Consider the following 18,613-nt stretch of genomic DNA (forward strand, 5'->3'; position numbering starts at 1 on the left):
ACAACTGAAATACAGAAGATGGCTTCAATCAAATTAGAAAAAAACAAGAAGAACGAAAAGTTGGTAAATGTTTTGGCAATAGCCATTCCTTTAGCCGTGGCTTTACTAATCGGAATTAGAACTAAGATTGATTTAGGAAGTTGGACTAAAATATTACCACACATAATTGGAATATTAAATACAACTACTTCAATTACTTTGATGCTTGGTTTCATTTTCGTGAAAAGTAACAACATTGCCGGACATACACGAATGATGTATCTTTCATTTATTCAAGGTTCTTTGTTTTTAGTGTTGTATATTTTGTATCACATCTCTAATCCATCTACACCATTTGGTGGTGAAGGATTGATTCGACCAATTTATTATACCTTATTGATTTCACATATTGGGCTTTCGATTGGGGTGGTTTGGTTTGTTTTAAAAGCAGTTTATTTTGCATTAAGTAACCAAATTGAGGAGCATAAGAAAATTGTGAAATGGACTTTCCCTTTGTGGCTTTATGTTTCGGTTTCGGGAGTAATCGTTTATTTAATGATTTCGCCGTATTACAGTAATTAGCAGATAATTTTAAAAGAATAAAATGAAAAAGCTTATCTTAACTTCACTGATATTGTTGGCTTGTCAAACGATAAGCCTTGCTCAATGTGCCATGTGTAGAATGACAGTTGAGAGTACAGTTTCAAACGGTAGAAGCCAAATTGCTTCCAACCTGAATTTTGCCATTTTGTACTTATTGGTTACACCATACTTAATTGTAATGGTAATTGGGTATTTATGGTGGAGAAGTTCAAAGAAAAATATGTCAGCAGAAAGGATTTTGCGTCAGCGATTACGCAAAGCATTTAGCTAATAAAAAAGGTTTCGGAATTTTCCGAAACCTTTTTTATTTATTCCCATAATGGATAATACTCCAAGCGTATTTGTTCGCCAAAAAATATCTTGGTTGATGTTTCAAAAGATTGTGTAAAATCAGACACATAAAAATGCTTGATATGGGCATTCAGCGGATTTTGAGCATCATTTTCAACTAAATATTTCTTTAAATATTTTGCCACAATTTCAGAAGTGTCTAACACCTTTACACTACCTTGGTAATAATTTTCGATTTGTGTTTTTATCAAAGGATAGTGAGTACAACCTAAAATTAAAGCCTCGATGTCATTTAAAGTATCGTTTTTTAAATATTCCTGAATAATACTTTCGGAAATATTATTGTTGAAAAAACCTTCTTCAATCATAGGAGCAAGTAAAGGCGTAGCCAAAGATTTCAGGGTAATATCTTTATCTAAAGAATCTGTTTTTTTTCGGTAAATATTTGAATTGACTGTCTGTTTTGTACCAATTAATCCAATGCGTTTTCCTTCATAGTTTTCAGCAAGAAATTCAATAACAGGGTCAATTACATTAATAACTTTTGCCTTACTACCAACATACTCTTTCACCAATTCATAAGCCGCCGCAGAAGCCGAATTGCAGGCGATTAAAATAACTTTACATTTCTGTTGAAGTAATACATTACAAATTTTAATAGAATATGCTTGAATGGCAGTAGCAGATTTATCTCCATAAGGTAAATGAGCCGTATCGCCAAAGTAAATGATATTTTCGTTTGGCAAGAGTGTTGTTACGGCATGAGCAACCGTTAAACCGCCAATACCACTGTCAAAAATTCCGATTGCTGCCGAAGAGTTCATAAAGTAAAATTTAATTTTTAAGTATTTGAGAAGGTATTTGGGGCTTTAAAAATAGCCTTATTCAAAATTAAAATGACATATTGTTCACAAATTTGAAAATTCAATATTTCTTGTGCAACCTTTCATTATGATATTTCATCTTGAATTCATAAAATTACAGCTCGACCTCTAAATCTGAATTATCAGCATATTAAGCTAAACCAGGATGAATACCGTGAAACTGATTAATTTATTTCAAACAGAAGAAGCGTTGGTAAAAGCTTGCCAAAAAGGTGACCCTAAAGCTCAACGGAAAGTTTACGAGAAATATTCCCCAAAAATGTTGGGGATATGTTATCGCTATGTACATGATGAATTTGAAGCTGAAGAAATAATGATTGAAGGCTTTATAAAGGTTTTTGAAAAAATCCAAAGTTTTAAATTAGAAGGAAGTTTTGAAGGTTGGATTAGGCGAATAATGGTCAATGAATCATTAATGTATTTAAGGAGTAACAAAAAAACACAATTTGAATTAAGCTATGACCAAATCCTTTACGAACCCGAACCTGAACAATTTAGAACAGACCTCGAAACAGCTGATTTACTAAAATTGATAGAAAAATTACCGATGGGTTATAAAACAGTTTTTAATTTGTATGCTATCGAAGGATATTCACATGCTGAAATTGCCGAACAATTAGGAATTACCGAAAGTACATCAAAATCACAATTATCAAGAGCAAGGGTTATTTTACAAAATGCAGTAGTTCAAACGATTTAACTTGATTCTTAGGAATCTGAAGATATATGAAAAATCAGGAAAATATTGATAAACTTTTTGCTGAACGTTTAAAAAACTATGAGCGTCAGCCAAGACCAGCCGCTTGGGATAAACTCCAAGGACGACTTGAGAAAAAAGAAAGTAAAATACTTCCTTTATGGTGGAAGTACGCTTCGGCTGCTTCGGTAGCTTTGATATTGGGAAGTGGTATTTACTGGATGAATTCTGGTGAAAGTAACGAAGCAAAAGAATTTGCAACAATTCAAACACCGAAGAAAGTATTGGTTGAAAAAGAAAATCAAAACAAAGTTTTTGCTCAATCAACCGAATCAGAAATCGATACAAAACAAAACAGTATTGTTACTCCAGCAGGTATTAACAAAGTAAAGAAGCTTAACAACCAACTTGAAAAAAAAATAAGTCTGCCAGAGGAAAAACCAGTACATGAAGAGCAACTATTGGCGAAAAATCCGAGTTTACCTCAAACACCGATGAATAAAGTCATAGAGGAAGCAAATACCATTGTACTTGTCGTTGATAAAGAACCAAAACGAGAAGAAACCATTGTGTTGAATTTGGTAGATTCAAGAGAGGAAGCAACTCAAGTAGCCCAAACCGAAGAACCAAGTGGTAAAAGACAAAGTAAGTTCAGTAAAATTTGGCAACAATTGAAGCGAGCGAAAAACGGTGAAAATGTAAATTGGAACGAAGTAGGATTTAAACCACAAAAGCTAATTGCAAGAGCCGATGCTAAAATCGAAAATGCACTTACCAACGGAGAAGAAACCGAAAAATAAACAAAACTTATGCAACCCTGATTAAAGCATTTGCATCTTGAATGTATAAATATCAAGTTTTGAGAAGTATAAAAGGAATCTCTTAAAACCTAACAATAAATCTAAAATAACGTCATGGAAACAATTAATCGTAAGAGTATCGTGAAAACATTCACCAACTCATTTTTTGTAAGCATCTTGTTTTTATTCGTAACAAGTTTTCAAAGTTTAGCAAACGATAAAGATTCAACAGTAATCAATATTGACAAACGTAATCAGACTTTATTAGACAGCAAAAATCCTAATAAATCGTTGAGAGAAGATTTGCAGGAATTATTTCAAAAAAATGGTATGACACTTGACGATGAAACTTGGAAAGGTATTCGCAGAGTTGTTAATAGTGATTTAAGCAAAGACACCATTTTGGTAATTTCACAAAATAATAAAAGTATCAAAGTGGCGATTAATGCAAAAGTTGAAGACAGTAATCGTAATGAACCTTCAAATGGAAGTTCTTCAAGCAAAAAAAACTATAATATGAATAACAATACTAATGTAAAAATTGGTTTGAACGGAGTTCATGTAATAGACGGAAACGAAGAAGTACACGTGAGTTTTAATGGCGTACAAGTAAAAGATGGCGATGAGGAAATCAACGTAATGCTAAAAGATACAGCCAAGAGAAACCGAAGAGAGTATGGTTTTAATAGCCGTTCAGGTTTTAATATTTACTTTGGTTTTAATGGTTTTAGCAATACAGGTAGTATTTCTGGAATTTACAATTCAAAAGACTTTGAATTAAGTCCATTTGGCTCAAGATATTTTGGTTTCGGCTGGACTCGTAGCGGAATGATTAGCAGAGGTACAAATGCAGCATTGAAAATAAGCTACGGCTTAGAAGTTTCTTGGAACAATTATATGTTTGAAAACAATAATTACTTAGTAAAAGGAGCAAACAATGTTGAATTTGCTAATTATAAAGATAACCAAGGAAACGTAATACCTTTATCAAGAAATAAGCTTACGGTTGCCAATATTAATATTCCCGTAATGCCTTATGTGGCATTCAAAAAAGGAAGCGTAGTTACTTATGTAGCGGCTGGAGGATACGTTGGTTATAGACTTGATAGCTACACCAAAACCAAAGAAGAAGATAACGGTCATAAAGAGTGGAATCATAGTAGTTTTTATGTAAATAATTTTCGTTACGGTTTAGCCTTTGAATTAGGATTGAAAAACTTCCCAGATTTATTCCTGAATTATGATATGAATAATTTGTTTCAAGATGGAAGAGGCCCTAAAATTGGAGGGGTTAGCTTTGGAATAAGATTATAAAAAATAGATAGACATAAATTGATGTTGAATTCGGCAGAAAAAATATCAATTTATGTCTATTTTGTAACTTTCAATATTTCAGGAGTTTATAATTTTTTTGCAAAAAAAACGTAAAAAAAACTGTTTTAACGTTTGACAAAATAAAAAATAAACTTACCTTTGCACACTCTTTCACCAGAACGCTAAACGAAAGTAGTTCAAAAAAGAGAAAATGGGGGTGTACCAGAGTGGCCAAATGGGGCAGACTGTAACTCTGCTGGAGTATTCCTTCGGTGGTTCGAATCCATCCGCCCCCACGATTTGAATGAGTGAATATAGAGTAGTTGGTTATATACATGTAAGTTGTTACTCTATATTCAAAACTCAATCATTTCACTATTATTAAGCAAGCGGGAGTAGCTCATTTGGTAGAGCGATAGCCTTCCAAGCTATAGGTGGCGGGTTCGAGCCCCGTCTCCCGCTCCATAAGAAACAATAGTAAGTGGTTAGTTGTTAATTAGTTAATAGTTATTAGTTTAGCTAAAAACGATTAACAATTAACCTCTTATAATTTCTAAGGGTTAGGTTTTAGTAATTGCCTTTGTAGCTCAGTGGTAGAGCACTTCCTTGGTAAGGAAGAGGTCGGCAGTTCAATCCTGCTCAAAGGCTCGAATCAATTTGAAGATTATACTAATTTGAAGATTTGAATTTGTTTTTGATTAAAAACTAAATGAAAATATTTTCAAATTTTCAAATCCTCAGATTTTCAAATGTAAAAAGTATCAAACAATTTTTAAATAAAACTAATTAAGAACTAAATATCATGGCAAAAGAGAATTTTGACCGTAGTAAGCCCCACGTAAACATTGGTACAATCGGTCACGTTGACCACGGTAAAACTACATTGACAGCTGCTATCACTAAAGTGTTGTCAGAAAAAGGACTTGCAGAGAAAAAAGATTTCTCTTCAATTGACTCAGCTCCAGAAGAGAAAGAGCGTGGTATCACAATTAACACTGCTCACGTAGAATATTCGACAGCAAATCGTCACTATGCACACGTTGACTGTCCAGGTCACGCCGATTACGTTAAAAACATGGTAACTGGTGCTGCTCAAATGGATGGTGCTATCATCGTAGTTGCTGCAACTGACGGTCCAATGCCACAAACTCGTGAACACATCTTGTTGTCTCGCCAAGTAGGTGTACCTCAATTGGTTGTATTCATGAACAAAGTGGATATGGTTGATGACCCAGAATTATTAGAATTAGTAGAAATGGAAATCCGTGAATTGTTATCATTCTATGAATTTGATGGAGATAACATTCCAGTAATCCAAGGTTCTGCTTTAGGTGGTTTGAACGGTGAGCCGAAATGGGTTGCTACTATCGAAGCGTTAATGGATGCTGTTGATAGCTGGATTCCACTTCCAAAACGTGATGTTGATAAGCCATTCTTGATGCCAGTTGAAGACGTATTCTCGATCACTGGTCGTGGTACTGTAGCAACAGGTCGTATCGAAACTGGTATCATCAACTCTGGTGATGCAGTAGATATCTTAGGTATGGGTGCTGAAGGCTTGAAATCAGTTGTTACTGGTGTTGAGATGTTCCGTAAAATCCTTGACCGTGGTGAAGCTGGTGACAACGTAGGTTTATTATTACGTGGTATCGACAAAGAATCTATCCGTCGTGGTATGGTTATTTGTAAGCCAGGTTCTGTTAAGCCTCACACTAAATTCAAAGCTGAGGTTTATATCTTGTCTAAAGAAGAAGGTGGTCGTCACACTCCATTCTTTAACAAATATCGTCCACAATTCTATTTCCGTACAACTGACGTAACTGGAGAAATCAAGTTGCCAGATGGCGTTGAAATGTGTATGCCTGGTGATAACTTGACAATTGAAGTAACTTTATTGAACAAAGTAGCGATGGACAAAGGTCTTCGTTTCGCTATCCGTGAGGGTGGTCGTACAGTAGGTGCTGGTCAAGTAACTGAAATTTTAGACTAATTTTTAGCTAAAAAATAGATTAAGAGCGTTACAAAACTGTAACGCTCTTTTTTTAATAAAATTTGCAAGTATTTTTTGTGTTTTTAGGATAAATACCTATCTTTGCAGTCGATTTACACGGGAATAGTTCAATGGTAGAATGCGGGTCTCCAAAACCCTTGATCAGGGTTCGAATCCTTGTTCCCGTGCTTAGTAATTAAGTTCCAAGTTTTAGGTTTTAAGTTCAATACATTTTTATGTCTGAATTTAAAACCTAAAATATTGGAACTTAAAAGTTTATAAGCATAATATTTTATTACTGTCGCTCTTGAAAGCAAGTAATAGTTAAAGCAAGCAATCACCATGAACAAATTACAACAACTTGTTAAAGAGTCTTGGACAGAAGTTACCGAAAATGTAACATGGCCTAAATTTTCAGAATTACAAGCAAGTTCAACACTTGTGTTAGTGGCATCATTAATTTTTGCTTTAGTAGTTGGTACAATAGATTTCTTATTCAAGTCTGGATTAGAATTGTTCTATCAATCATTTTAATTGCAGATTTCGGAATGCGGATTTACCTGTAAATCTGTTTAGATATTTTATCAATCCAAAATCAACAATCGCAAACCGAAATATATAAAACAATGGCAGAGACTAATTGGTACGTTCTGAGAGCAGTTTCAGGACAAGAAAAGAAAATACGTACTTATCTTGAAAATGAAATAGCACGACAAAATCTTCAGGATTATATTCCACAGATTATAATTCCTACTGAAAAGATATTTGAAATGCGTAATGGAAAGAAAACTGTACGTGAGAAGACATTATTTGCTGGCTATATTTTCGTTGAGGCTGATATTAAATACGGAGAGGTAGCTCACTTGATTACTTCAATGCCAGGAGTTATTGGTTTCTTAAGCTGGAATGATGGAAAAACTTCTAAAACTCCTATTCCTTTACGTGCTGGCGAAATTAAGCGTATTTTAGGGAAAATGGACGAAGCCATTGCTGTTGAAGAATCTGCTCCTGCATCATTCTCTAAAGGCGAAACTATCAAGGTTATTGATGGCCCATTCTCTGGATTTGAAGGTACAGTGGAAGAAATTTTTGATGATAAGAAAAAACTTAATGTAATGGTTAAAATCTTCGGACGTAATACGCCAGTTGAATTGAACTATTCACAAGTTGAAAAATAATATTTTTTAGTATTTCTTGAAAAAACATCAATAAAAAAGGTGAATTCATTTAATGAATTCACCTTTTTTATTGCAATCAATTGATGACTTATTTGTTCAATAATTCATCAAAAGTTAAAGATACGTAATACATTGAGCCGACATAAGCACTACCATAAGCTTGGATATATGGTTTTCCGCCAATGTTAGTTCCGCCAAGTTTTACAATAGATTTGATACTATTCAATTTATAGCTAAACTGAGCATCGAAGTTATTGATAGCAGGAACTGTTGTGTTCGTGAAAATTGGTACAGCCGTTGTAGTTGGAAGAGGGAAGCTCGACTCCCAAGTGAATGCCTCTTGGTAACGATAAGCTAAATTAAAGCCCCATTTGTTACCACTGCTAATTCTTTTTCCGAAGGTAAATTTATAACTGTTTTTAGGAGTATTAAATCCAGAGTAAGGAACTTCTGTACTTGCTGTAAAATTGTTCATTTGGTTATTAGTGATACTTCCACCTACTGTGTAACCTTTACTAAGCAGATAGTTTAAGCCTAAAGACCATCCTGAAATCGTAATGTCTTCATCTGAGTTGGCAGGACGAGAATAACCTGCACGAGTACTTCCACTACCTAAACCAGATTCTATTGGAAGACCAGGAGCGGCCGCAGCCGTAGGTACTACAATAGTACTACCACCAATAAAGTTTCTGTAAACACTGTAATAATATGAAGCATCTACAAAAAGTTTTTTACTGATAAGTCCTTTGTAGCCGATTTCATAAGATTGAATTTTTTCTGGAACTAATGCTTTTGCTTTATATTTTGGTAAAGAAGCTAAAGCATAAGCTGGAGCTACTTGTTTCGTTACTTCTGTTACTTTCTGAACAACAGTTGACTGAACTGTATTTTGAATTAAAGTTTGAACAGCAGTAGAAGTCATTTGTTGTTGAACGCCCGCCTGAATTGCAGCAGCAGCGTTTGCAGCAGGAATTTGACCAGCAGCTACGGCGGCTTGTACTTGAGCCGTTACAGCATTAGTTACTTGTGTTTGAACTGCTGAAATAACAGCGTTTTGGATGGTTGATAATTGAGCTTGTACAGCAGCAGTAGCATATTGTTGTGCACTTGCTAAAACTGCTGGCGTAATATATTTAGTTGGATTGGTTGCAAAATCAGTAAGTACTTCTCTTGTAACACCCGTTGCCAATTTGTAACGAGCATCAAATTCTGGTAAACCACCAATTAAAGTTCCGGCTGGTGTTTGAAGGTCGATGTACTGGTTTTGAGTAGTTGGGATTCTAAAGCCAGTTTGATAAGACAAACGAACATTGTGGTCTTGCGAAGGAGAATAAACAGCTGAGAAACGAGGAGTATATTGTCCTTCAAAATTTTGGTTTTTATCATAACGAATAGAACCTGTTAGTTTCAAATGGTCATTAAGAAGGTTTTTTGAAACTTGTGCAAAAGCACCATATTCATTGATAGTAATTGTTCCTGTACGGCCATCTTTTTGGTCAGAGAAAAGCGTTCCAGATGAACGAAGCTCATACATACGGTAATTTGCCCCAACAGTTACATCAGCAAATTTGATTTGGTCTTTGAAGTTGTAGATACCTTCTACATGATACAAGTTACTCTTATCAGCAAAAGCACCACCGCCATTTGTAATTGAAGCATTACGATATTTATCTAACAAAGTATTAAATGCAGCAGAACCAGGCTGAGGCATGTTGCGGTCTGCATATTGGCGAGCAGCAAGATGGGCATTTTCATCAGTGCCACCAGCCGTTTTAGCACTTACATAAGCACCAGCATATTCTGTGTACCAAGTACTGTTAGATTTGATTTCTGTAAGCATACCAATAGCTGCTAAACCAGCAGTGTAGGAGCTTCCAGAACGCTCTTGTGTGGTGTATGCTCTTAGAGTGAAGTTATTTCCTCTTAATTCTAATTTTGCTTGAGTAATTTTAAAATCACGTAATGAATATCTACCTGTACCTGTGTAAAGAGTTGTACCTTCACCATAGTTTACTTGAGCAATTGCTTCAACTTTTTCATTTAAACGGTAGTGTAAAGCAGCGTTAAATTTTAGAGATTTTGTATTGTGGTCAACCAAATCTACTTCTTTATAACCTGTTCTACTCACGTTGACATTTGGTAAAGCTGAGTTGAGCGACTGTAAATTGGCTTGAATTTCATCTCCATAAACGTTCATACCATCGTAGTCAGTTTTTGTACCAAGTCCTCTTGATGGGTCATTATTTCCACCTAAGTTCATGTTTGTGAAATTCGTAGCTTGCCAATCTTTTGCTTGAATATGTGAAAAATTGAGCTTGAAGGCAATTTTATTGTTGAATGCTTTTGCATAACGAATACTCAAATCTGTAAAAGGAGTAGTAACAGTGGAGCGGTTACTTGCCGACATTACTCCCATTTTAGTAGAGGCACTTAAACCTTGATACAAAAATGGACTTTTACTATTCATTAGAATTAAACCATTGATAGCGTTTGGCCCGTACAATGCAGAAGCAGCACCAGGTAACAACTCAACATTTTCAACATCTAATTCTGGCATACCAATAATATTGTCAACAGCAAAATTTAAACCCGGAGCAGAGTTGTCCATACCGTCAATCATTTGTACAACACGGGGGTTACCAGTTGAACCGAATCCACGCATATTAACAGATTTAAACAACAAACCTTGTGTTGCCATATCTACTCCTTTTAAGTTAGCCAAACCATCATAAAATGAAGCAGATGGAGTATTCTGAATAGCACGAATATCCATTTTTTCAACTGTTACTGGCGATTTCATAACACTTTCCTCAACACGAGAAGCTGCTACTACTACTTCCTGTCCCATTGTACTTTGTTCTTCAAGTTTAATATCGAAATCATCCGAACTTTTAGTTACAGATATTTCTTGCGTTGTATATCCAACACTTGAAATGATAATTGTAAATGGAGTAGGAGTATTGGTACTTAGTGAGAAAGAGCCTTTTGTGTCTGAAATCGTACCAATTACTTTTCCTTTAACGGCGATACTTACCCCAATCAAAGGCTCTTTAGTAGAACCATCGCTGATTTTTCCCGATATTTTTGTTTGGGCAAAAACAGATGAGGTAAATAAAACAAGTATGGCAATAAAGCCAAACTTCATTTTTGTAAATAAATTCTTCATACGTTTCTTTTTTAGTGAATTTTAAGCCAATTTTTTTGTCGATTGAATTATGGAATAATATAATACAAAGAGAAAGAAAATTTTGCATAATATTATGCAAGCAGAGCAAATTTTTTATATTATTTCTTAAAATTATCTAATAGTACTTGAAAAGTACAGTAATTGGACAAAATCTTAGTCATTTTTAACGAAAAAAGAAGGGGTGTCATTAGCCCAATAAGTTGGGCGATATTTTATAGAATATTTAGTATTTTAATTAGAATTTTAGATATATACTCTTAAAATCTTAGACCTAATTTATTTTTTATAAAAAGTCTGTATATCTTTATTACTTAGATTAATAACACACAGAAGACTAAAATTATATTACTTAATTCAGAATGATGAATAATAACAACTATGTAGTCATTATGGCAGGTGGAGTAGGTACTCGTTTCTGGCCATTTAGTAGATCAAATAATCCGAAGCAATTTCATGATGTACTTGGAACAGGTAGAACACTTTTACAACAAACGGCAGACCGTTTTGAAAATATCTGTCCCAAAGAAAATATCTATATCGTAACCAGTATTGACTACGTAGATATTATAAAACAGCAACTTCCCTTTTTAGCAGACAGCCAAATTTTAACTGAAGTAATTCGTAGAAATACTGCTCCCTGTGTAGCTTATGCTTGTTATAAAATTGGTAAGCAAAATCCTGATGCCAATATTGTTGTAGCTCCTGCCGACCATATTATCTTAAAAGAAAATGAGTTTGAAAAAAGAATTAATATAGCTTTAGAGGCTTCTGCTTCTGGAGACGTATTAGTTACTTTAGGGATTTCTCCAACAAGACCTGATACTGGCTATGGATATATTCAATACGAACAGTCGGATTCGGAAGTGAAAAAAGTAAAAACTTTCAGAGAAAAACCAAATCTTGAATTAGCAAAAGAATTTGTAGCCAGTGGCGAATATGTTTGGAATGCAGGTATTTTCATTTGGTCAGCAAAAGCAATTAAAGAAGCTTTTGCTAAAAATAGTCCTGCTCTTCATGCAATTTTCTCAGCTTGTGACAATGTGTATTTTACCGAACAAGAAACAGATTACATCAATGAAGTATATCAAACTTGTGAAAGTATTTCAATTGACTATGCTGTGATGGAGAAAGCCGATAATGTACACACTGTGTTAGGAAATATTGGCTGGTCTGACTTAGGAACTTGGAAGTCTTTATACGAAGTTTCTGATAAAGACGACAATGAAAATGTAATTGATGGCTCAACAATGCTTTATGGAGTAAAAAATTGTATTGTCAAAACTCCAAAAGAGAGATTAGTTGTAATACAAGGCTTAGAAGGATACATCATTGCTGAGTACGACAACGTATTGATGATTTGTGAAAAAGAACAAGAACAATTCGTGAAAAGCTTTGTAGCAGATGCTACAAAAGTAGGTAAAGAATTTGTTTAAATATATACGTTAGGATAGTAAACAAATCGTTTGTTTCCTATCCTAACGCAATATCCATTAAATATTGAATCTGAGTAAGAATCTCTACATTATCAGGGCAGTCGATGTCTTGCCCAATCACTTGATAACCAGAAAGTAATATCTTCGCATCTGGAAACTCTTTCGCCAAACGATACACATATTTTTGAATTTCGTCCTGTCCGGGTACAGAAGTAATAATCGTAAGAATATAGTCAGGTTTGTGAGCCTGATAAGCGAAAATCAGTTCATTAAAAGGCAAACTTTGTCCTAAATAAATTACCTTATTTTGTCGAGAACGAATGATATAATTACTAAACAATAAGCTTAGTTCGTGCATTTCGCCTTCTGGTAAGTAAAGTAAATACTTCTTCGCATTAGGTTTTAGCGAAGGTAATTGCCCATCAATAGCAACGATAAGTTTCTGACGAATAAGGTTTGAAATAAAATGCTCCTGAGCCGGTCCGATAGAACCAGTAATCCAGAGTGTTCCAATTCTACTTAAAAATGGGTAGATGATATTAATCATCATATTTTCAAAGCCAAATTGCAACGTGTTAGTACTCACGATTTTTTCAAACCTCTCTTCATCTAAGTCCAACATCGATATCGTTAAAGCATGTATTTGATCAGGATAATTTAATTGCTTTTCAGAAATCAATAATACTTCTTTAGACATTTCGTCTTGATTCATCTTTGAAATCTCCGAAATCTTGTATCCGTGGTCTTTCAAAAGAGAAATATTCAAAACCAACTTTAGGTCAGTATCGTCATAAGTACGGATATTAGTATCAGTCCGTTCTGGTTTTAAAATACCATAACGTTGTTCCCAAATTCTTAGGGTATGAGCCTTGATACCAGACAGGTGTTCAAGGTCTTTAATGGAATAACTGCTCATGGAATTGTGATAAAAATGCTAAAAAATTCGCCAAAAACTGGAGGAGAATCTCAAAATTAAGAATTACTTAAAAACTACGATTTTACCATTTTTTGTGATTGTAAGCACTATTTTTCGTGATGAGATGCCCTCGCTCCAACATTGATGGATGTATCACTAAAGATTTTTATTATTTTTTTTAGATATTACCGAGGCTCTACCTTTGTATGCTGTGATAACTTATTGTTTATAAAAAGGTTTTCAAAAATAAAAATATTATTTCTAAGTATTAAAAAAGGTATGAAGTAAAAAAAACAAGGATTGTAAAGAAAAGATGAGGAAAGCAAGTGGATTTGTCTTCTTAAACTGTGTAAAGGTAAAGTATAATGCTAAGATAAATGCGATGATAAACCAAGCAATAAAATTTTGAAGAGGAATAATATTGGCGTCCCATTGCCAAAAGTCGAGTTTGATAGCGATTGGTTCAATCAGAATATCTAAAGAAACCATTAAAGTGGCTGTAATGAATGCTACTAATATTTTTTTATACAATGAAGCTTTGAGAGTACTTAGTACTTTTTCGGCTATGATTCCTGCACTATACACTAAAATAAACCAGTTTGCTCCAATTACGATGGGTACTTCAAACAACTTAGTGCCAAGAGTAGCTCCATACCAATATTTACCAAAAATGATTCCTGTATGAACGCCAAGTACTTCTACAAAGAAACCAGTACAAAATGAGATGATAATAAAGTAAATAAAAGATTTCTGGAAGTCTTGATGAAAAGCTAAAAGGACAGCAAAAGAAACCCAAAGATTAAAAGCTGAGAGTAATTTAAAATACGCTTGTGTTTGTGGAAGCATTAGTCCGATAAAGCCCACAACATACATGAGGGGTAAAATAATAAAGACAATTTTGGTGTAGCGGCTTATGAGTACGGATTGTATGTGAGTAATATTCATATCAAGAATGGATGAATAAAGAGTACAAAAAAAGGTCTTGCCTAATAGACAAGACCTTGGGAGAAAGATGGGGCTCGAACCCACGACCCTCGGAACCACAAACCGATGCTCTAACCAACTGAGCTACATCCTCCGTGTTGTTATGGGACTGCAAAGGTAAAAGGTCAATTTTAAAATAGCAATTTTTTCATAAGAAATTCTTAGAAAAAATTGCTATTTTTTTATAACTAATTAAGCTTTAGCAGCTTGATAACGAGCCTCAGCACCTGCCCAATCAACTACATTCCAGAAAGCATCAATATAATCTGGACGCTTGTTTTGGAATTTCAAGTAATAAGCGTGTTCCCAAACATCTAAACCAATGATTGGTGTGCCTTTTACGTCTGCAATGTCCATTAATGGATTGTCTTGGTTTGGTGTTGAAGTAACAGCCAATGAACCATCAGCAGTAACTACTAACCAAGCCCAACCTGAACCAAAGCGAGTTAAACCTGCTTTTTTGAATTCGTCTTTGAAAGTTTCAAATGAACCAAATTTTGCAGTAATTGCTTCTGCTAAAGTTCCTACTGGAGCTCCTCCACCGTTTGGAGAAAGAATATTCCAGAAAAATGTATGATTCCAGTGTCCTCCACCATTGTTACGAACCGCAGGCGAAAGTTTACTGATGCCAGCAATCAATTCTTCAATTGATTTTCCTTCTAATTCTGTTCCTGTTACAGCAGCATTAAGGTTTGTAACGTAAGCATTGTGGTGACGGTCGTGGTGAATTTCCATCGTCAACGCATCAAAATGAGGCTCTAAAGCGTCATTTGCATAAGGTAAAGGGTCTAATACGAATGCCATTTTTTATGTTGATTTAAAATATATTATAGTTAAAGCGTTTGAGAATTGTTCTCATTCGTGTTCTTTCAAAAACTATCAAAAGCCTAATTAAGTTCTTAATTTTTCAAAAAATCTCTTTAAAATTTCTTCACATTCGCTTTGTAAGACATTTAAAACGACACGAGATTTTGGATGAACTATACTTGGTTGGACTCTCTGAAAACCTCTTTTTGCATCAGATGCTCCCCAAACGATTTTACTTAATTGCGACCAAAAAATTGCTCCACCACACATCACGCAAGGTTCAAGAGTAACGTACAAAGTACAGTCTTTTAAATATTTTGAACCTAAAGTCTGGGCAGCCGAAGTAATAGCTAACATTTCAGCATGAGCCGTTACATCGTTGAGTCTTTCGGTTTGGTTGTGTGCTTTGGCAATAATTTGATTTTGACAAACCACAATTGCTCCGACAGGAATTTCTCCTTCGTCAAAAGCTATTTCGGCTTGCTGTAAAGCAATTCGCATGAAGTACTCATCTGAAAATTGCATGGCTTACCACGGTATATCAGTTGAAAGTTCATTGGCTAAGTTATGGCTCGCTCTATTTCTTAAATAAAAATCTACCAAAACTAAAGCTGCCATTGCTTCAACAATTGGTACGGCACGAGGTACAACGCATGGGTCGTGGCGACCTTTTCCTGAAACTGTTACGGCATTTCCTTCTGCATCAACGCTGTCTTGGTCTTGCATAATGGTTGCCACAGGTTTGAAGGCTACTCTAAAATAAATATCTTCTCCGTTTGAAATACCTCCTTGAATACCGCCAGAATGATTGGTTTTTGTTCTAACAGATTTGCTTTCGTCGATGTACATTTCGTCGTTGTGTTCTGAACCGTACATTTCAACGCCTTCAAAACCGCTACCGTATTCAAAACCTTTTACGGCATTGATACTCAACATCGCTTTTCCTAATTCGGCATGAAGCTTATCGAAAACAGGTTCACCCAAGCCAACAGGAGTACCCGTAATTACACAGTTGACAACACCGCCAATTGAATCTCCTTTTTTACGAGTTTCATCAATTAAATCAAACATTTGTTGAGCGATTTCTGGATGCGGACAACGAACGGCGTTTTCTTCTGCCAAGGTTAAATCTAATTGTTGATAAGGAATCTCTAATTTTAATTTTCCTACTTGCGAAACATAAGATTTAATATCAACACCGATTTGTTTTAAAATCAGTTTTGCCAATGCTCCAGCGGCTACTCTTGCTACGGTTTCACGTGCAGAGCTTCTACCTCCGCCACGATAATCACGATTGCCATACTTGGCTGTATAAGTATAGTCTGCGTGCGAAGGACGGAATTGCTGTGCGATATGTGAATAATCTTTTGAACGTTGGTCGCCATTCCAAACCAGCATGGCAATAGGAGTACCAGTGGTTTTTCCTTCAAAAATTCCTGATAATACTTGGAATTCGTCGGCTTCTCGGCGTTGTGTGGTAATACGAGATTGCCCCGGTTTGCGGCGGTCTAATTCACTTTGAATAAATGCTGAATCAAATTCTATACCTGCTGGGCAGCCGTCCACAATTACGCCAACGGCTGTGCCGTGTGACTCGCCAAATGTACTAATCTTAAATAATCTACCGTATGTACTGCTCATATATGAGTTTGAATAAGGAATTTCAACCAATCACTGCGTATTTGTAAAATTCCAATCTTTAATTTTTACAAAATTATTTTCTTTTTTTGATAGGTAATAAAATGAAAAACATACCCATCAGCATAATTGCCAGTAAAATATTGGCTTCATCTTTCAGAAGTTTTCCAAAGTTATTGGGTGCTTCCGAAGAATCTTTGTCTTTCAGACCGTCATATACCGAAACGATTGATGGCGGTGTATCAGAAGTTTTTATGGTTTCGCCACTTACTTTTAAATTGAGTTTTGAACTCAGTGTATCATAACGGGCGGTTTTTGTATTGAAATAAACCCACTTAAAGTACTTATCAAGTGCAAAGTTACCAGCCTGTTTTGGAATAATCAGAAAAGAAAAGGTTTTTGTGCCAACAACTTTTCCATTTTGTGGATAAGTATTGGCTTCTACTTCTGGTGGAAAGAAATCAAAAAGGCTATCATTTTTCATTTCAGGCAATTTGATATTATAGCCATCGCCCGTAATTTGAATTCGATATTGAACAGATTTGCCCGTTGTAATAGTACTCTTATTGATGACTTCTTTCAATGCAAACTCTCCAACGGATACTTCTTGTTTAAGCGGATGATTGGGCAAATCTTTCGTTTTTATCACAAAAGTACGAGTTCGGAAAGTGGTGTATTGCGGAATTTTTTCGCCATTTTTTCCGATAACATACTTTTTGATTTTTAAACCAACCGAAGGAAAAACAATTGGTTTATTGTTTAAAGGGTAAAAAGTAGCTTGATAAAACTTGAATTGTGTATAAGGTTTGCCATTTAATAATACTTGTCCTTGTTGGGTTTCTGTCAGACCGAAACTTTCTTCCCAGCAGTTTTCGGGCTTCAATTGTTTGGTGATTTGTGGAATTTGAATTTCGTTGTGGTCAAATTCCATTTCAGTAGCGTTGTTGTCGGCAACGTAAAAAGCCAGCGTTACGGTAAAGCCTTCTCCGACGAATGGGTTTGTTTTGTTGGTACTTAAAGTCAGAAATGCGTCGTTTTTAATATTTTTGATTTCTTCGCTATTGCCTTCGATAAAATCTGTAAAATCTTCTTCGTTGGTTTTATTATCTTTTTTGTCTGAATTACTTACACCAAAAAGCGGTTTGTTTACTTTAATCGTAAAATTTTCTGCCTTGAGATTTAATTCATTAACATTGACTTTGAAGGAGGAAATTTTGAAAGAGCCAATTTTTTGTGGTGCATAATTTTGCATGATATTGCAAGTAGAAACCGCCTGACCATTCACAAAAGAATGCGTAATAGAACGAGAAAAGCCTTTTTTTGTAAAATTGGGTAAATCTGGGAATTTGCAGGCAGGTACTTGAGCTTCGCCACTGTACTTTACCGTTACGGTTACAACGAACGGGTCGTTGAGTGTTATGGTCTTTTCTCCGATGTTTAACGAAATATCACTTTCCTGTGCATTAGCGAGAAAGCAAAGTAAAGAATAAAAAATTATTGAAATAGTTATATAATATTTTTTATTTTGCACCGTTTTTTAAGAGAAATTTCAAAAATTAATATTTTGATAGTACGAATTGAGTGTTTTGTTGAGTGAAAATTTTTCAATTAAAATACTTGATAATCAGATGTTTAAATGATAAATTTGACTAAAGATTTTGTATTGTCATTCTGTTAAATCCAACTAAAACTATGATTACCTTAAACTATGTCAAAGTTATATTGGAAAAAGTTAGTTTTGACGCCAAATTATTCGAGAAAGAATTAAAAAAGGCAATTAAAACGCTTTTATCCGATGAAGTTAGTGAATTGCGTGAATGGTGTAATGTTAAATTTGGTAATACTTACCAACGAGTAATTGAAAAATGCTTTAATCGTATCAGAAGAAAGATGCAAGTCGCCTCAACCTAAG

18 protein-coding genes and 5 tRNA genes are annotated in these 18,613 nt (G+C 34.9%); 14 read left to right on the forward strand and 9 right to left on the reverse strand.

What is annotated here, in order from left to right:
• The first annotated feature begins 18 nt into the window (after nucleotides 1–18).
• A complete protein-coding gene (locus tag VB248_RS00095; protein WP_323294700.1) occupies nucleotides 19–561 on the forward strand; it encodes a DUF420 domain-containing protein in 543 nt (180 codons plus the stop codon).
• Between the two features lie 22 nt (nucleotides 562–583).
• Nucleotides 584–853, forward strand: a complete 270-nt coding sequence (locus VB248_RS00100; RefSeq protein ID WP_323294701.1) for a hypothetical protein — start codon at nucleotides 584–586, stop codon at nucleotides 851–853.
• A 37-nt stretch (nucleotides 854–890) separates the two neighbouring features.
• Here VB248_RS00100 and murI read toward each other — a convergent pair whose 3' ends face one another.
• On the reverse strand, nucleotides 891–1,697 hold the full coding sequence (gene murI / locus VB248_RS00105; RefSeq protein WP_323294702.1) for a glutamate racemase: 807 nt from the start codon (nucleotides 1,695–1,697) through the stop codon (nucleotides 891–893).
• 205 nt (nucleotides 1,698–1,902) lie between these two features.
• Between murI and VB248_RS00110 the strand changes: the two genes are divergently transcribed.
• The 10 genes from VB248_RS00110 to nusG all read left to right on the forward strand — a co-directional run bounded on the left by VB248_RS00110 (nucleotide 1,903) and on the right by nusG (nucleotide 7,736).
• Nucleotides 1,903–2,457, forward strand: a complete 555-nt coding sequence (locus tag VB248_RS00110; RefSeq protein ID WP_323294703.1) for an RNA polymerase sigma factor — start codon at nucleotides 1,903–1,905, stop codon at nucleotides 2,455–2,457.
• A gap of 26 nt (nucleotides 2,458–2,483) precedes the next feature.
• The gene (locus VB248_RS00115) at nucleotides 2,484–3,254 is read left to right on the forward strand and encodes a hypothetical protein (protein WP_323294704.1); all 771 of its coding nucleotides are present in this window, start codon (nucleotides 2,484–2,486) and stop codon (nucleotides 3,252–3,254) included.
• Between the two features lie 114 nt (nucleotides 3,255–3,368).
• Nucleotides 3,369–4,568, forward strand: coding sequence for a porin family protein (locus VB248_RS00120; protein ID WP_323294705.1), 1,200 nt, complete (start codon nucleotides 3,369–3,371; stop codon nucleotides 4,566–4,568).
• Between the two features lie 213 nt (nucleotides 4,569–4,781).
• Nucleotides 4,782–4,864 (forward strand) — tRNA-Tyr (locus VB248_RS00125).
• Between the two features lie 93 nt (nucleotides 4,865–4,957).
• A tRNA-Gly gene (locus VB248_RS00130) sits at nucleotides 4,958–5,033 on the forward strand.
• Nucleotides 5,034–5,144: 111 nt separating this feature from the next.
• A tRNA-Thr gene (locus VB248_RS00135) sits at nucleotides 5,145–5,216 on the forward strand.
• 154 nt (nucleotides 5,217–5,370) lie between these two features.
• On the forward strand, nucleotides 5,371–6,558 hold the full coding sequence (tuf, locus tag VB248_RS00140) for an elongation factor Tu (protein WP_323294706.1): 1,188 nt from the start codon (nucleotides 5,371–5,373) through the stop codon (nucleotides 6,556–6,558).
• Nucleotides 6,559–6,675: 117 nt separating this feature from the next.
• Nucleotides 6,676–6,746 (forward strand) — tRNA-Trp (locus tag VB248_RS00145).
• Nucleotides 6,747–6,900: 154 nt separating this feature from the next.
• A complete protein-coding gene (gene secE, locus VB248_RS00150; protein ID WP_323294707.1) occupies nucleotides 6,901–7,092 on the forward strand; it encodes a preprotein translocase subunit SecE in 192 nt (63 codons plus the stop codon).
• A 92-nt stretch (nucleotides 7,093–7,184) separates the two neighbouring features.
• A complete protein-coding gene (nusG, locus tag VB248_RS00155; RefSeq protein WP_323294708.1) occupies nucleotides 7,185–7,736 on the forward strand; it encodes a transcription termination/antitermination protein NusG in 552 nt (183 codons plus the stop codon).
• 88 nt (nucleotides 7,737–7,824) lie between these two features.
• On the opposite strand, the gene VB248_RS00160 is transcribed toward nusG, so the two are convergent.
• Nucleotides 7,825–10,902 carry a TonB-dependent receptor domain-containing protein gene (locus VB248_RS00160; RefSeq protein ID WP_323294709.1) on the reverse strand — a complete coding sequence of 1,026 codons (3,078 nt, stop codon included), beginning with the start codon at nucleotides 10,900–10,902 and terminating at the stop codon, nucleotides 7,825–7,827.
• A 380-nt stretch (nucleotides 10,903–11,282) separates the two neighbouring features.
• Here VB248_RS00160 and VB248_RS00165 point away from each other — a divergent pair, with 380 nt between their 5' ends.
• Complete coding sequence (locus VB248_RS00165; protein WP_323294710.1) at nucleotides 11,283–12,356, forward strand: mannose-1-phosphate guanylyltransferase; 1,074 nt, start codon at nucleotides 11,283–11,285, stop codon at nucleotides 12,354–12,356.
• 37 nt (nucleotides 12,357–12,393) lie between these two features.
• On the opposite strand, the gene VB248_RS00170 is transcribed toward VB248_RS00165, so the two are convergent.
• The 7 genes from VB248_RS00170 to VB248_RS00200 all read right to left on the reverse strand — a co-directional run bounded on the left by VB248_RS00170 (nucleotide 12,394) and on the right by VB248_RS00200 (nucleotide 18,232).
• Nucleotides 12,394–13,272, reverse strand: a complete 879-nt coding sequence (locus VB248_RS00170; protein ID WP_323294711.1) for a MerR family transcriptional regulator — start codon at nucleotides 13,270–13,272, stop codon at nucleotides 12,394–12,396.
• A gap of 261 nt (nucleotides 13,273–13,533) precedes the next feature.
• Nucleotides 13,534–14,217, reverse strand: a complete 684-nt coding sequence (locus VB248_RS00175; protein WP_323294712.1) for a carotenoid biosynthesis protein — start codon at nucleotides 14,215–14,217, stop codon at nucleotides 13,534–13,536.
• 58 nt (nucleotides 14,218–14,275) lie between these two features.
• Nucleotides 14,276–14,351: transfer RNA gene (locus tag VB248_RS00180), tRNA-His, on the reverse strand.
• Between the two features lie 97 nt (nucleotides 14,352–14,448).
• The gene (locus VB248_RS00185) at nucleotides 14,449–15,060 is read right to left on the reverse strand and encodes a superoxide dismutase (RefSeq protein ID WP_323294713.1); all 612 of its coding nucleotides are present in this window, start codon (nucleotides 15,058–15,060) and stop codon (nucleotides 14,449–14,451) included.
• 87 nt (nucleotides 15,061–15,147) lie between these two features.
• A complete protein-coding gene (locus VB248_RS00190) occupies nucleotides 15,148–15,588 on the reverse strand; it encodes a nucleoside deaminase (RefSeq protein ID WP_323294714.1) in 441 nt (146 codons plus the stop codon).
• A gap of 3 nt (nucleotides 15,589–15,591) precedes the next feature.
• Entirely contained in the window at nucleotides 15,592–16,704 is a 1,113-nt protein-coding gene (aroC, locus tag VB248_RS00195; protein ID WP_323294715.1) for a chorismate synthase, read from the reverse strand.
• A 73-nt stretch (nucleotides 16,705–16,777) separates the two neighbouring features.
• Entirely contained in the window at nucleotides 16,778–18,232 is a 1,455-nt protein-coding gene (locus VB248_RS00200) for a BatD family protein (protein WP_323294716.1), read from the reverse strand.
• A gap of 161 nt (nucleotides 18,233–18,393) precedes the next feature.
• On the opposite strand from VB248_RS00200, the gene VB248_RS00205 reads away from it, so the two are divergent.
• Nucleotides 18,394–18,612 carry a hypothetical protein gene (locus VB248_RS00205; protein ID WP_323294717.1) on the forward strand — a complete coding sequence of 73 codons (219 nt, stop codon included), beginning with the start codon at nucleotides 18,394–18,396 and terminating at the stop codon, nucleotides 18,610–18,612.
• Nucleotide 18,613 lies beyond the last annotated feature (1 nt).

Origin of the sequence: Arcicella rigui (assembly GCF_034929435.1) — a bacterium.
Lineage (GTDB): Bacteria > Bacteroidota > Bacteroidia > Cytophagales > Spirosomataceae > Arcicella > Arcicella rigui.